Origin of the sequence: Cupriavidus respiraculi (assembly GCF_914271545.1) — a bacterium.
GTDB lineage: Bacteria > Pseudomonadota > Gammaproteobacteria > Burkholderiales > Burkholderiaceae > Cupriavidus > Cupriavidus respiraculi.
Map to the genome: position 1 here is coordinate 76,426 of NZ_CAJZAH010000008.1, position 14,182 is coordinate 90,607.

Annotated in this window: 18 protein-coding genes; all 18 read left to right on the plus strand. The window is 66.8% G+C overall.

The window, feature by feature from the left end; genetic code table 11:
- Position 1 precedes the first annotated feature (1 nt).
- The 18 genes from mlaD to LDO27_RS23405 all read left to right on the plus strand — a co-directional run bounded on the left by mlaD (position 2) and on the right by LDO27_RS23405 (position 14,178).
- Positions 2-481 carry an outer membrane lipid asymmetry maintenance protein MlaD gene (gene mlaD, locus LDO27_RS23320; protein ID WP_222209578.1) on the plus strand — a complete coding sequence of 160 codons (480 nt, stop codon included), beginning with the start codon at positions 2-4 and terminating at the stop codon, positions 479-481.
- Positions 478-1,308: an MlaA family lipoprotein gene (locus LDO27_RS23325; protein WP_224044223.1), complete on the plus strand. Its 831-nt coding sequence runs from the start codon at positions 478-480 to the stop codon at positions 1,306-1,308. The genes mlaD and LDO27_RS23325 overlap by 4 nt, the downstream gene beginning before the upstream one ends.
- Before the next feature lie 233 nt (positions 1,309-1,541).
- Complete coding sequence (locus LDO27_RS23330; RefSeq protein WP_224044225.1) at positions 1,542-2,165, plus strand: MlaC/ttg2D family ABC transporter substrate-binding protein; 624 nt, start codon at positions 1,542-1,544, stop codon at positions 2,163-2,165.
- A gap of 157 nt (positions 2,166-2,322) precedes the next feature.
- Complete coding sequence (locus LDO27_RS23335) at positions 2,323-2,607, plus strand: STAS domain-containing protein (protein ID WP_224044226.1); 285 nt, start codon at positions 2,323-2,325, stop codon at positions 2,605-2,607.
- Positions 2,608-3,008: 401 nt separating this feature from the next.
- Entirely contained in the window at positions 3,009-3,959 is a 951-nt protein-coding gene (locus LDO27_RS23340; protein ID WP_222209569.1) for an ABC transporter ATP-binding protein, read from the plus strand.
- Between the two features lie 77 nt (positions 3,960-4,036).
- Positions 4,037-4,807 carry an ABC transporter permease gene (locus LDO27_RS23345; protein WP_222209638.1) on the plus strand — a complete coding sequence of 257 codons (771 nt, stop codon included), beginning with the start codon at positions 4,037-4,039 and terminating at the stop codon, positions 4,805-4,807.
- A gap of 58 nt (positions 4,808-4,865) precedes the next feature.
- Positions 4,866-5,132 (plus strand): BolA family protein, encoded by a 267-nt coding sequence (locus tag LDO27_RS23350; RefSeq protein ID WP_224044228.1) that lies wholly within the window; start codon positions 4,866-4,868, stop codon positions 5,130-5,132.
- A 64-nt stretch (positions 5,133-5,196) separates the two neighbouring features.
- Positions 5,197-6,447, plus strand: coding sequence for a UDP-N-acetylglucosamine 1-carboxyvinyltransferase (gene murA, locus LDO27_RS23355; RefSeq protein ID WP_224044230.1), 1,251 nt, complete (start codon positions 5,197-5,199; stop codon positions 6,445-6,447).
- A gap of 27 nt (positions 6,448-6,474) precedes the next feature.
- The gene (gene hisG / locus LDO27_RS23360) at positions 6,475-7,137 is read left to right on the plus strand and encodes an ATP phosphoribosyltransferase (RefSeq protein WP_222209566.1); all 663 of its coding nucleotides are present in this window, start codon (positions 6,475-6,477) and stop codon (positions 7,135-7,137) included.
- 32 nt (positions 7,138-7,169) lie between these two features.
- The gene (gene hisD / locus LDO27_RS23365) at positions 7,170-8,495 is read left to right on the plus strand and encodes a histidinol dehydrogenase (protein ID WP_224044232.1); all 1,326 of its coding nucleotides are present in this window, start codon (positions 7,170-7,172) and stop codon (positions 8,493-8,495) included.
- Between the two features lie 93 nt (positions 8,496-8,588).
- Positions 8,589-9,689 (plus strand): histidinol-phosphate transaminase, encoded by a 1,101-nt coding sequence (gene hisC, locus LDO27_RS23370; protein ID WP_224044234.1) that lies wholly within the window; start codon positions 8,589-8,591, stop codon positions 9,687-9,689.
- Positions 9,690-9,693: 4 nt separating this feature from the next.
- The gene (gene hisB / locus LDO27_RS23375) at positions 9,694-10,281 is read left to right on the plus strand and encodes an imidazoleglycerol-phosphate dehydratase HisB (protein ID WP_224044235.1); all 588 of its coding nucleotides are present in this window, start codon (positions 9,694-9,696) and stop codon (positions 10,279-10,281) included.
- 86 nt (positions 10,282-10,367) lie between these two features.
- Positions 10,368-10,991 (plus strand): MarC family protein, encoded by a 624-nt coding sequence (locus LDO27_RS23380; protein WP_222209557.1) that lies wholly within the window; start codon positions 10,368-10,370, stop codon positions 10,989-10,991.
- Positions 10,985-11,641 carry an imidazole glycerol phosphate synthase subunit HisH gene (gene hisH / locus LDO27_RS23385; protein WP_224044339.1) on the plus strand — a complete coding sequence of 219 codons (657 nt, stop codon included), beginning with the start codon at positions 10,985-10,987 and terminating at the stop codon, positions 11,639-11,641. The genes LDO27_RS23380 and hisH overlap by 7 nt, the downstream gene beginning before the upstream one ends.
- A gap of 172 nt (positions 11,642-11,813) precedes the next feature.
- Complete coding sequence (gene hisA, locus LDO27_RS23390; protein WP_222209555.1) at positions 11,814-12,563, plus strand: 1-(5-phosphoribosyl)-5-[(5-phosphoribosylamino)methylideneamino]imidazole-4-carboxamide isomerase; 750 nt, start codon at positions 11,814-11,816, stop codon at positions 12,561-12,563.
- A gap of 66 nt (positions 12,564-12,629) precedes the next feature.
- On the plus strand, positions 12,630-13,400 hold the full coding sequence (hisF, locus tag LDO27_RS23395) for an imidazole glycerol phosphate synthase subunit HisF (RefSeq protein WP_224044236.1): 771 nt from the start codon (positions 12,630-12,632) through the stop codon (positions 13,398-13,400).
- A gap of 2 nt (positions 13,401-13,402) precedes the next feature.
- Positions 13,403-13,807, plus strand: a complete 405-nt coding sequence (hisI, locus tag LDO27_RS23400) for a phosphoribosyl-AMP cyclohydrolase (RefSeq protein WP_222209550.1) — start codon at positions 13,403-13,405, stop codon at positions 13,805-13,807.
- A complete protein-coding gene (locus tag LDO27_RS23405) occupies positions 13,804-14,178 on the plus strand; it encodes a phosphoribosyl-ATP diphosphatase (protein WP_224044237.1) in 375 nt (124 codons plus the stop codon). Before hisI ends, LDO27_RS23405 begins: the two co-directional genes overlap by 4 nt.
- Positions 14,179-14,182: the final 4 nt, after the last annotated feature.

Here is a 14,182-nt window from a genome sequence, read left to right on the forward strand (position 1 = left end):
GATGAAAAAGAACGCACTCGATTTCTGGGTGGGGCTGTTCGTGGTGGCGGGCATCGTCGCGCTGCTGTTCCTGGCGCTGAAGGCCGGAAATATGAGCGCCTTCTCCTTCCAGGACACCTACGCCGTCCAGGCCCGCTTCGACAATATCGGCGGCCTGAAGGCCCGCGCCCCGGTCAAGAGCGCCGGCGTCGTGGTGGGCCGCGTGGCGGACATCCGTTTCGACGACAAGACCTATCAGGCCACGGTGGTGCTCAATCTGGACAAGCGCTACCAGTTCCCGAAGGACACGTCGGCCAAGATCCTGACGTCCGGCTTGCTGGGCGAACAATACATCGGCCTTGAGGCCGGGGGCGACGAGGCCATGCTGGCCGAAGGCGCGCGCATCACCATGACGCAGTCGGCCGTGGTGCTGGAAAACCTTATCGGGCAATTTCTCTATAACAAAGCCGCCGACGCAGGCGGTGCGGGAACGGAAAAATGAAGAAGCGGCACAGACATCAGCACGCGGGGGTCCGGCGGTGGTTCGCGGCCAGCATATTGGCACTCACCGTCACCGGCTGCGCGACGGGGCCGAACGCCGACCCGCGTGACCCGCTCGAGCCGTTCAACCGCGAAGTCAACAAGATCAACGAGGACTTCGACAAGGGCATCCTGCGGCCCGTGGCCGAGCTGTACGCCGACTTCATCCCGTCTCCGATCCGCACGGCGGTGGGCAACGCGTTCTCCAACGTCAGCGACGTCTATTCGGCGCTGAACAACCTGCTGCAGGGCAAGCCCACGCGCGCCGCCGAAGACACCATGCGGGTGGCGATGAACACGGTTCTCGGCATCGGCGGCCTGATCGACATCGCCACGCCCGCCGGCCTGCCCAAGTACAAGGAAGACTTCGGTCAGACGCTGGGCGTGTGGGGCGTGCCGCCCGGGCCGTTCCTCATCCTGCCGCTGTTCGGGCCCAGCACGGTGCGCGATACGGCCGGCATGCTGGTCGACCGCCAGGCCGACGTGTCGGCCTATCTGCATCCGGTATGGCTTCGCAATACGCTGACCGGGGTACGCATCGTCGACGGCCGCGCGCGCCTGCTGGGCGCCAGCACGCTGTTCGAGCAGGCCGCGCTGGACCGCTACACCTTCCTGCGGGACTCGTATCTGCAGCGCCGCCAGTACCAGATCTACGACGGCAACCCGCCCGACCAGGACGGCGACACTCAGGACGGCGAAGAACAGCAGGTGCCGGAAAGGGCGGATGAGCCCAGCCAGACCCTGCCCGTGCCGGCCGTCCCCTCGCTTGGACCGTCGCTGCGGTTCTGATCCCAGCGGCGCTGTCCGGGCCGAAAAGCCGCCGCGGCGGCACTTCGGGACCGAAAAGTGCGGCGCTGCTGCAACAAAGTGTGAGATGTGGTGCCTCGCGCAGGTGGCGTGGGCACCATGAACTCCCCGGGGTCGCCCGGTATCCAATCACCGCGACTCCCGCCGGTCCCACCGGCGCCACGGCGCTCCGCCACGAGCGGAAGCCGCGAGATTGACTGACAAGGACTTAGATCATGCTCAAGCAACTGTTGCTTCCCTTCATTGCCGCCTTTGCCCTCGCCGGTGCCGCCGGTGCCCAGACCGTGGATGCCAGTACGCCGGACGGGCTGATCAAGGGGCTCGTCGACGACGTGATGAGCACCGTCAAGGCCGACAAGGACATGCAGGCCGGCAGCATCCCCAAGATCACCGCGCTGGTCGAGCAGAAGATCATGCCGAACGCCAACTTCCAGCGCACCACCCAGATCGCCATGGGACGCAACTGGTCCAAGGCGTCGCCCGAGCAGCAGAAGCAGATCACCGAGGAGTTCAAGACCCTGCTGATCCGCACCTATGCCGGCGCCATCTCGCAGATCCGCGACCAGACCGTTCAATTCAAGCCGTACCGCGGCGCCGCCGACGATACGGACGCGACCATCCGCACCCAGGTCGTCAACAAGGGCGAGCCGATCCAGATGGACTACCGCCTGGAAAAGACCGCCCAGGGCTGGAAGGTCTATGACATCAACGTGCTGGGTGCCTGGCTGACCGAGGCCTACAAGGGCAGCTTCAACACCATCGTCGGCCAGCAAGGCGTCGAAGGCGTGATCAAGACCCTGCAGGACCGCAACCGCCAGCTGGCCAACGCCAAGAGCTGAGCCCCGGCCCCGTCCTGCCCGTCCCGCCGGGCGAGACGCGCCGCGGCGAAGTGCTCTACAATGCCAACTCGCTCCCGCTTCGGCGGGAGCGCCGTTTCAGGCCCCGCCGTCGTTACGGCATCACGCTGACCCTTCTCTCTGCACGCCGCTTGCCGCCATGCTGTCGCTCGGAACCTCGCTGACCAACCGGAATGCCGCCGCCATGCTGCGTGACGGGCTGGCGCGCGTCGCACAGGGCGAGGCGGAAATCGATTGCGGCGCGCTTGGCCAGGTGGACTCCGCCGCCGTGGCCGTCATGCTGGCTCTGGCGCGTGCCGCCCAGGCGCGCAACACGGCGCTGCGCTTCGTCGCCGTGCCGCGCCAGCTGGCCGAGCTCGCGACGCTGTATGGCGTCGATGGCCTGCTCGGCCTGACCCCGCAGACCGCTCCCCACCGACATTGAACCGGCATCCGTGGCGCCGTGCGGCACGCGCGCCATCGATGCCCCGGTGTCCCGGCGTCGTCCTCCGACGGATGCCGGCCACCGCGCGCAAAGCGGGAATGTCCCCGCATCCCCTATAATTCCGGGTTATTCGGCCGCCAGGGAACTCCCGGGCAGGATGAGGCACGAAGTGCAGTTCCACGGCGCATCGCGCTCCAAGACCATGTTTCGCCGAAGTAGCGGTGTCCCCCTGTCTGGCCGGTTCCAGCGCATCGGATCATGGTTGCGGCTCGCTCCGATCCACTCCCTGGTCCGTTCCGTGCGCCGTTCCACGATCCACCCCTTGGTGTACCGGGTCTGCTCCGACGAGCCGGCCCGCGCGGCGCTGCCATTGCCGGCACGACCGCACAACGATATCGGCCATGAAAGCCATTGAAATTTCCGACGTCCGCAAGCGCTATCGCCAACTGCAGGCGCTCAAGGGCGTGAGCTTCAGCGTCGAGCGCGGCGAGTTCTTCGGCCTGCTCGGCCCCAACGGCGCGGGCAAGACCACGCTGATCTCGATCCTGGCGGGCCTGAACCGCGCCGACTCGGGCAGCGTCCAGGTCCATGGCCACGATGTGGTGTCGGACTACCGCGTGGCGCGCCGCATGCTGGGCGTGGTGCCGCAGGAGCTCGTGTTCGATCCCTTCTTCACCGTGCGCGAGACGCTGCGGCTGCAATCGGGCTATTTCGGCCTCACGCGCAACGACGACTGGATCGACGAGATCATGGCCAACCTCGATCTGACCGACAAGGCCGACGCCAATATGCGCCAGCTCTCCGGCGGCATGAAGCGCCGCGTGCTGGTGGCCCAGGCGCTGGTGCACCGCCCGCCGGTGATCGTGCTCGACGAGCCGACCGCCGGTGTCGACGTCGAGCTGCGCCAGACGCTGTGGAAATTCATCTCGCGGCTCAACCGCGAAGGCCACACCATCATCCTGACCACCCACTACCTCGAAGAGGCCGAGGCGCTGTGCGACCGCATCGCCATGCTCAAGTTCGGCGAGGTGGTGGCGCTGGACCGCACCAGCAACCTGCTGACCCAGTTCGCCGGACTCCAGCTGGCGCTGACTTTCTCCAAGGGCTCGCTGCCGCCGTCGCTCGAGCCGCTGCGCATGCCGGCCAATCCCGGCGAGCGCGCGGTGCGGCTGCGGCTGTCCGGCTACCAGGTGGTCGAACCGCTGCTGGCCACCTGCCGCGAAGCCGGCTGCGAGATCGAAGACATGGAAATCAACAAGGCGGACCTCGAAGACGTGTTCGTCCAGATCATGAAGCGCGAGCGGGAGGACGCCGGCGCGGTGCCGGGCTCGCAGATGGAGGCCGCGGCATGAAGGCGCAGACCGAAGTTAAGACCGCGCGGACGGCCAAGGCGCCGCTGCATCCGGACGACGCCAACCGCCTCGCGCCCATGGCCGTGGGCGGACTGGTGGGCTTTCGCACGCTGCTGTTCAAGGAGGTGCTGCGCTTCTGGAAGGTCAGCTTCCAGACCGTCGCCGCGCCGGTGCTGACCGCGATCCTGTACCTGCTGATCTTCGGCCACGTGCTGGAAGACCGGGTCAAGGTGTACGACCAGATCAGCTACACGGCCTTCCTGGTGCCGGGGCTGGTCATGATGAGCGTGCTGCAGAACGCGTTCGCCAACAGTTCCTCCTCGCTGATCCAGTCCAAGATCACCGGCAACCTGGTGTTCGTGCTGCTGCCGCCGCTGTCGCACTGGGAAATGTTCGGCGCCTATGTGGTCGCCTCGATCGTGCGCGGCCTGGCGGTCGGCGTCGGCGTGCTGCTGGTGACCGGCTGGTTCGCCGACCTGCACGTGGCCAATGTGGGCTGGATCCTGGTCTTCGCGCTGCTGGGCGCGGCCATGCTCGGCAGCCTCGGCCTGATCGCCGGCATCTGGGCGGAGAAATTCGACCAGCTGGCGGCCTTCCAGAACTTCCTGATCATGCCGGCGACGTTCCTGTCCGGCGTCTTCTATTCCATCCATTCGCTGCCGCCGTTCTGGCAGAAGGTGTCGCACGCCAACCCGTTCTTCTACATGATCGACGGCTTCCGCTACGGCTTCTTCGGCGTGTCCGATGTCTCGCCGCTGTTCAGCCTGGCCGTGGTGGGCACCGCCTTCGTGGTGGTCGCGGCCATTGCGCTGCGCCTGCTCAAGACCGGCTTCAAGCTGCGGCATTGAGCCGCGCGCCAGGACCAGACCAGCGAACGCCGATCGGCGACACTTGAGAGATACCGCCATGCTGCCAACACCGGAACAAGTCAGGAACTACATCGCCCAGGGCCTGCCCTGCGAGCATCTGGAAGTGGAGGGCGACGGCCAGCACTTCTTTGCCACCATCGTCAGCGCCGAATTCGAGGGCAAGCGCCTGATCCAGCGGCACCAGCGCGTGTACGCGGCGCTGGGCGACCGCATGCGCGCGGAAATCCACGCGCTGTCGATGAAGACGCTGACGCCCGCGGAATGGCAGGGCGGCCAGGGCGGCGAACCGGCGGCCAAGGCCTGACGGGGCGCGCGCCCCACGCGATTGCATTGGCCGGGTGCGTCCGCATCCGGCGAACGAAGACGATATGGACAAACTTCAGATCCAGGGCAACGGACCGCTCAGCGGCGAGATCCGCATTTCAGGCGCGAAGAATGCCGCGCTGCCCATTCTCTGCGCGGGTTTGCTGAGCGCGGACACGGTATCCCTGGACAACGTGCCGAACCTGCAGGACGTGCGCACCATGCTCAAGCTGCTGCGGCAGATGGGCATGCGCGCGGACCAGGATGGCGCTTCAGTGACGCTCGGCGGCGGCGCGGTCGATTCGCCCGAGGCGCCCTACGAGATGGTCAAGACCATGCGCGCGTCGATCCTGGTGCTTGGCCCGCTGGTGGCGCGCTTCGGCGAGGCCCGGGTATCGCTGCCCGGGGGCTGCGCGATCGGCGCGCGCCCCGTGGACCAGCACATCAAGGGCCTGCAGGCGATGGGCGCGCAGATCTCCATCGAGCACGGCTACATCCACGCGCGCGCCAGCCGCCTCAAGGGGGCCCGCGTGGTGACGGACATGATCACCGTCACCGGCACGGAAAACCTGCTGATGGCCGCCACGCTGGCCGAGGGCGAAACCGTGCTGGAGAACGCCGCCCGCGAGCCGGAGGTCACGGACCTGGCCAACCTGCTGGTAAAGATGGGCGCACGCATCGAAGGCATCGGCACGGACCGGCTGGTGATCCAGGGCGTGGAGCGCCTGCATGGCGCCACGCACCGCGTCGTGGCCGACCGCATCGAGGCCGGCACCTTTCTGTGCGCCGCGGCCGCGACGCGCGGCGACGTGGTGCTGCGCAACGTCGGCACGGACATCCTCGACACGGTGCTGGAGAAACTGCGCGAGGCCGGCGCCTCGATCGAGGCCGGCGACGACTGGATCCGTCTGGCAATGCAGCGGCGCCCGCGCGCGGTGAGCTTCCGCACCTCCGAATACCCGGCGTTCCCCACCGACATGCAGGCGCAGTTCATGGCGCTGAACTGCGTGGCGGATGGCGCCTCGCGCATCACCGAAACCATTTTCGAGAACCGCTTCATGCACGTGCAGGAGCTCAACCGCCTGGGCGCCAGCATCGCCGTGGAGGGCAATACGGCGCTGGTCACGGGCGTCGATGCGCTGTCCGGCGCCAATGTCATGGCCACGGACCTGCGCGCCTCGGCCAGCCTGGTGATCGCGGGCCTGATCGCCGACGGCGAAACCGTCATCGACCGCATCTACCATCTGGACCGCGGCTACGACCGCATGGAAGACAAGCTGTCCGCCGTGGGCGCAAACATCCGCCGCATCGCCTGAGCGGGAATCACAGGAACAAGAATCAAGATGAGCCCCTCTCCCAACCAGCTGACGCTGGCCCTGTCGAAAGGCCGGATCTTCACCGAGACCATGCCGCTGCTCGCCGCGGCCGGCATCGAGGTGACCGAGGATCCGGAAACGTCGCGCAAGCTGATCCTGCCGACGACCGATCCGGACGTGCGCGTCATTATCGTGCGCGCTTCGGACGTGCCCACCTATGTGCAATACGGCGCCGCGGACTTCGGCGTGGCCGGCAAGGACGTGCTGATGGAGCACGGCATGGCCGGCCTGTATGCCCCGATCGACCTGAATATTGCGCGCTGCCGCATGTCGGTCGCGGTGCCGGCCGGTTTCGACTACGCCAGCGCGGTGCGCCAGGGCGCGCGCCTGGCGGTCGCTACCAAGTATGTGCAGACGGCGCGCGAGCATTTCGCCAAGAAGGGCGTGCACGTCGACCTCATCAAGCTGTACGGCTCGATGGAACTGGGTCCGCTGGTGGGCCTGGCCGATGCCATCGTCGATCTGGTCAGCACCGGCAACACGCTGCGCGCGAACAATCTGGTCGAAGTGGAGGAGATCGTGCAGATCTCCTCGCGCCTGGTGGTCAACCAGGCAGCTCTGAAACTCAAGCGCGAGCGGCTGTCGCCGATCCTCGACGCGTTTGAACGGGCCTCCGCGGCCGTGGTCTGACGACCATGACCGACGGCCCGGGGAATGGAGTCATGAAAGAAGAATCCTTGGCAATACGCCGGCTCGATTCGTCCGAGCCCGGCTTTCCTATCGCACTGCGTCAGGTGCTGGCCTTCGAGGCCGGCGAGGACGAGGCGATCGACCGCACCGTGGCGCAGATCCTGGCGGACGTGAAGGTCCGCGGCGACGCGGCGGTGCTGGAATACACCGCCCGCTTCGACCGCATGGAAGCGGAATCGGTGGCGGCGCTGGAACTGGCGCCCTCGGCGCTGGAAGCGGCGCTGGACGAACTCGAGCCCAAGCGCCGCGCGGCGCTGGAGGCGGCCGCGGCGCGCGTGCGCGCCTACCACGAGAAGCAGAAGATCGAGTGCGGCAGCCATAGCTGGGAATACACCGAGGCCGACGGCACGGTGCTGGGCCAGAAGGTGACGCCGCTCGATCGCGTCGGCCTGTACGTGCCGGGCGGCAAGGCCGCCTATCCGTCGTCGGTGCTGATGAACGCGATCCCGGCCCGCGTGGCGGGGGTCAAGGAAGTGATCATGGTCGTGCCCACGCCGGACGGCGTGCGCAACGAGCTGGTGCTGGCCGCCGCGGCCATCGCGGGCGTGGACCGCATCTTCACGATCGGCGGCGCGCAGGCGGTCGGGGCGCTTGCCTACGGCACCGAGACGCTGCCGCAGGTCGACAAGATCGTCGGCCCCGGCAACGCCTATGTCGCCGCGGCCAAGCGCCGCGTGTTCGGCACGGTCGGCATCGACATGATCGCGGGGCCGTCCGAGATCCTGGTGATCTGCGACGGCACCACCGACCCCGACTGGGTCGCGATGGACCTGTTCTCGCAGGCCGAGCACGACGAACTGGCGCAGTCCATCCTGCTGTGCCCCGACGCGGACTATATCGGCCGCGTCGAGGAAAGCATCCGCCGCCAGCTCGACACCATGCCGCGCCGCGACGTGATCGCCGCCTCCATTTCCGGACGTGGCGCGCTGATCCAGGTCCGCGACATGGAGGAGGCCTGCGAGATCGCCAACGCCATCGCCCCCGAGCACCTGGAGATCTCCGCCGAGAACCCGCGCCAGTGGGCCGAGAAGATCCGCCATGCCGGCGCCATCTTCCTGGGCCGCTATACGAGCGAGTCGCTGGGCGACTACTGCGCGGGCCCCAACCACGTGCTGCCCACCTCGCGCACCGCGCGCTTCTCGTCGCCGCTGGGAGTCTATGACTTCCTCAAGCGCTCCAGCCTGATCGAGGTCAGCGAGACCGGCGCGCAGATGCTGGGCCAGATCGCCGCGGAACTCGCCTACGGCGAGGGGCTGCAGGCGCATGCGCGCAGCGCGGAATACCGGCTCAAGCGCTGAGCGCCGGGCCCCGGCGTCCGCTCCCCAGTTTTTCTTCGTCCGACCGGCCGGCAGGCCGGCGGACGCCATCCCCTCCTACCTGATGAGGAAACCATGCCTGCAGTCGACCCTACCCTGATCGAGCGGATTGTCCGTGATGATGTGCGCGCCATGGGCGCGTATCACGTGGCCGACTCGCATGGTCTGGTCAAGCTCGACGCCATGGAGAACCCTTACGGCCTGCCGGACGATCTGCGCCGCGAGCTGGCGGCGCGGCTGGCGGACGTGGCGCTGAACCGCTATCCGGTGCCGAGCAGCGCGGCCCTGCGCGCAAGCCTGCGCAGCGTGATGAAGGTGCCCGAAGGCATGGACGTGCTGCTGGGCAATGGCTCGGACGAGCTGATCAGCATCCTGTCGCTGGCGGCCGCCAAGCCCGGCGCCAAGGTGCTGGCGCCGGTGCCCGGCTTCGTGATGTACGCGATGTCGGCGCAGTTTGCCGGGCTGGAATTCGTCGGCGTGCCGCTGCGCGCCGATTTCACGCTGGACCGCGAGGCCATGCTGGCCGCGATGGCCGAGCACCAGCCCGCCATCGTGTACCTGGCCTATCCCAACAACCCGACGGGCAACCTGTTCGACGAGGCCGACATGGAGGCCATCGTCAGGGCCGCGCGGGGCCCGGCCAGCCGCAGCCTGGTGGTAGTCGACGAGGCCTACCAGCCGTTCGCCCAGCACAGCTGGATGCCGCGCCTGCCCGAATTCGACAACCTGCTGGTGATGCGCACCGTCTCCAAGCTGGGCCTGGCCGGCATCCGCCTGGGCTATCTGGCAGGGCCGCCGGCGTGGCTGGAGCAGTTCGACAAGGTGCGCCCCCCGTACAACGTCAACGTGCTGACCGAGGCCACCGCGCTGTTCGTGCTCGAGCATGCCGACGTGCTCGACGCGCAGGCCGAGCAGCTGCGCGCCGAGCGCGCGACGGTGGCCGCCGCGCTGGCCGCCCTGCCGGGCGTGACGGTGTACCCGAGCGCCGCCAATTTCCTGCTGGTGCGCGTGCCCGATGCGGCCAAGATGTTCGAACGGCTGCTCGCGCGCAAGGTATTGATAAAGAACGTGAGTAAAATGCACGCATTGCTGGCCAACTGTCTGCGCGTGACGGTCAGCACCCCCCAAGAAAATGCGCAGTTTCTCGAAGCCTTCGCGGCTTCGTTGCAGGATTAACACCATGCGTGTTGCTGAGGTCACCCGCAATACCTCCGAAACGCAGATCCGCGTTTCGCTCAATCTCGATGGCTCCGGACGGCAGAAGCTGGCGTCCGGCGTCCCGTTCCTGGACCACATGCTGGACCAGATCGCCCGCCACGGCATGTTCGACCTCGAGGTCGAAGCCACCGGCGACACCCACATCGACGACCACCATACCGTCGAGGATGTCGGCATCACGCTGGGCCAGGCCGTCGCCAAGGCCATCGGCGACAAGAAGGGCATCACGCGCTATGGCCACAGCTATGTGCCGCTGGACGAATGCCTGTCGCGCGTGGTGATCGACTTCTCCGGCCGCCCGGGGCTCGAATTCCACGTGCCGTTTACCCGTGCCCGCGTGGGCACCTTCGACGTCGACCTGACCATCGAATTCTTCCGCGGCTTCGTCAATCATGCGGGCGTCACCCTGCATATCGACAATCTGCGCGGCATCAATGCGCACCATCAATGCGAAACGGTGTTCAAGGCCTTCGGCCGGGCGCTGCGCATGGCGGTGGAGCGCGACGCGCGCGCGGCCAACACGATTCCATCGACCAAGGGCACCCTCTGACCTTTGCGGCATGACCGCGTCGCACGGGGCCGCCCGCGAGGGCGGGCCCGCGCGCCGAGCACGGGCAGTGTGGCCGACCCCAAACGATGGATACGCTCAAGTCGTTCATCTCCCTGCTGGCGCTGATCAATCCGATTGGAGCGATTCCTTTCTTCATCAGCCTGACGGCGCAGCAGACCGAACTGGAAAAGCTGCGCACGATCAAGATTGCCTCGATATCGGTGGCGATCGTGGTGGGCATGTCGGCGCTGCTGGGGCAGCAGATCATCGAGTTCTTCAATATCTCGGTGGCGTCGCTGCAGGTCGGGGGCGGACTGATCATGATCATGATGGCCATGAACATGCTCAACGCGCAGACCAGCCGCACCAAGGCGACGCCGGAAGAAGAGGACGAGGCGGGCGCGAAGGCCAGCATCGCGGTGGTGCCGCTGGCGCTGCCGCTGCTGACCGGGCCCGGCTCCATCAGCACGGTGATCGTCTACGCGGGCAAGACCCAGCACTGGTATCAGTTGGCCATTCTGGTGGGCATCGGCATCGTGCTCGGGGCGGTGGTGTATCTTGTGTTTCGCGCGGCCGATCCGATCGCCCGCATTATCGGGCGCACTGGCATCAATATCGGCACGCGACTGATGGGTCTGATCCTGTCGGCGCTGGCCGTCGAATTCATCGTGGACGGGCTGAAGACGCTTTTGCCTGTTTTGAAATCATGACTACCATAGCAATTGTTGACTACGGCATGGGCAATCTGCGCTCGGTGGCGCAGGCCCTGCGCCAGGCCGCGCCGGAGGCCGACGTGCGCATCGTGGACGCGCCCGAGGGCATTCGCACGGCCGACCGGCTGGTGCTGCCGGGACAGGGCGCGATGCCGGACTGCATGGCGGCGCTGGGCGCCTCGGGCCTGCAGCAGGCCGTGCTCGAGGCCGCGGCCAGCAAGCCGATGCTCGGCGTGTGCGTTGGCGAACAGATGCTGTTCGACGCCAGCAGGGAAAGTAGGGCCGGTGGCACCAGCACGCCGTGCCTGAGCCTGATGCCCGGCGAGGTCGTCCGTTTCGAGCTCGACGGCATGACGCAGCCGGACGGCTCGCGCTACAAGGTGCCACAGATGGGCTGGAACCGCGTGCACCAGACGGTGTCGCACCCGATGTGGAACGGCATCGCCGACAATAGCTGGTTCTATTTCGTGCACAGCTACTACGTGGTTCCGGAAAACCCCGCGCATACCGTGGGCGAAACCGAATACGGCGCCGTGTTTACCAGCGCGGTGGCGCGCGATAATATTTTTGCCACGCAGTTCCACCCGGAGAAGAGTGCGGCGATGGGCTTGCAGCTTTACCGGAATTTCGTGCACTGGAACCCGTGATGGCGCTCCCGTTGCGGCTTCCGTCGTCCGGTCGGCCCAGTATTCGGTTACCTTTCCGATCGTCCGTCCGGTCCGTAGTCCGCTTCATTGTTCGAACCTTTACCTGCACCACCCGGCACGCACCGCAGGTCGCGTCGGGACACCTTTTCACTCAATCACGCTCGTCACGCTTATGTTGCTCATTCCGGCCATCGACCTGAAGGACGGTCAATGTGTACGCCTTAAACAAGGCGATATGGACCAGGCCACCGTCTTTTCCGAGGATCCCGCCGCCATGGCACGTCACTGGGTTGAGCAGGGCGCGCGCCGCCTGCATCTGGTCGACCTGAACGGGGCGTTCGTGGGCAAGCCGCGCAACGAGGCGGCCATCAAATCCATCATCGCCGAAGTGGGCGACGAAATCCCGGTGCAACTCGGCGGGGGCATCCGCGACCTGAACACCATCGAACGCTGGCTCGACGACGGCCTGTCGTACATCATCATCGGCACCGCCGCGGTCAAGAATCCGGGCTTCCTCAAGGATGCGTGCTCCGCGTTCGGCGGCCATATCATCGTGGGACTGGACGCGCGCGACGGCAAGGTCGCCACCGACGGCTGGAGCAAGCTCACCGGCCACGAGGTGGAAGACCTGGCCCGCAAGTACGAGGACTACGGCGTCGAGGCCATCATCTATACCGATATCGGGCGTGACGGCATGCTCCAGGGCATCAATATCGATGCGACCGTGCGGCTCGCGCAGTCGGTGTCGATTCCCGTCATCGCCAGCGGCGGCCTGTCGAACCTCGCGGACATCGACCGCTTGTGTGGTGTGGAGAACGAGGGCGTGGAGGGGGTGATCTGCGGTCGCGCCATCTATTCCGGCGACCTCAACTTCGCCGAAGCCCAGGCCCTCGCCGACAAACTCGGGGCCGAACAGCAGTAAGCCAGGCAACGCGCCGACGGCGCAGCCGCCGTCCCGCCCGGCGCGGGGTGGCGGACAAGGAAACACATGCTAGCCAAACGTATCATCCCCTGCCTCGACGTGACCAACGGGCGGGTGGTCAAGGGCGTCAACTTCGTCGAACTGCGCGACGCGGGCGACCCGGTCGAAATTGCCCGGCGCTATGACGAGCAGGGCGCCGACGAAATCACTTTCCTGGACATCACCGCGACCAGCGACGGCCGCGACCTGATGCTCCATATCATCGAGGCGGTCGCTTCGCAGGTATTCATCCCGCTGACCGTTGGCGGTGGCGTGCGTACCGTCGAGGACGTGCGGCGCCTGCTCAATGCCGGCGCGGACAAGGTCAGCGTCAATTCGTCGGCGATCGCCAATCCGCAACTCGTCTCCGATGCCACGGCCAAGTACGGCTCGCAGTGCATCGTGGTGGCCATCGATGCCAAGCGCGTCTCGGCACCCGGCGAGCCGTCCCGGTGGGAAGTGTTCACGCACGGCGGGCGCAAGGCCACCGGCCTGGACGCGGTAGCCTGGGCACGCGAGATGGCGGAGCGCGGCGCCGGCGAGATCCTGCTGACCAGCATGGACCGCGACGGTACCAAGAGCGGGTTCGACCTGGAACTGACCCGTGCGGTCAGCGACGCGGTGCCGGTCCCGGTCATCGCCTCGGGCGGCGTCGGCGACCTGCAGGACCTGAGCGACGGCATCCGCCTCGGACATGCCGACGCCGTACTAGCCGCCAGCATCTTCCACTACGGCCAACACACCGTGGGCGAAGCCAAGGCATTCATGGCCCGCGAGGGCATTCCCGTGCGGATGTGATCATGCCGAAGAAGTGGCTCAACAAGGTCAAGTGGGACGACAACGGCCTGGTGCCGGTGATCGTGCAGGAAGTCGGTTCGAACGATGTGCTGATGTTCGCGTTCATGAACCGCGAGGCGCTGCTGCGCACCGCGGAGATCGGCGAGGCCGTGTTCTGGTCGCGCTCGCGCAAGCGCCTGTGGCACAAGGGCGAGGAATCCGGCCACGTGCAGAAGGTGCATGAGATGCGCCTGGACTGCGACGAGGACGTGATCCTGCTCAAGGTCACGCAGGTGGACGGCATCGCCTGCCACACCGGCCGGCATTCCTGCTTCTTCCAGAAATTCGAAGGCGACGCAGACACCGGCGACTGGCAGACGGTCGAGGCCGTGCTCAAGGATCCTTCGGCCATCTACTCCAAGCCATGAGCGATACCCCCACCAGCCAGGCCGACGTGCTGGCGCGCGTTGCGCAGACGCTGGAGTCGCGCAAGCCGGAAAACGGCGGCGACCCCGACAAGTCGTATGTCGCGCGCCTCTTCCACAAGGGCGACGATGCGATCCTGAAGAAGATCGGCGAAGAGGCCACCGAGACGGTGATGGCCGCCAAGGACGCGCGCGCCGCCGGCCTGTCGCGCGAAGCGGTGGACAAGGTCGTCTACGAGGTGGCCGACCTGTGGTTCCATAGCATGGTGCTGCTGGCCCGCCTGGGCGCCACGCCCGCCGACGTCGTCAATGAACTGGCGCGCCGCGAGGGCCTGTCGGGCCTGCAGGAAAAGGCCATGCGCCGCGACGGCTAGCATG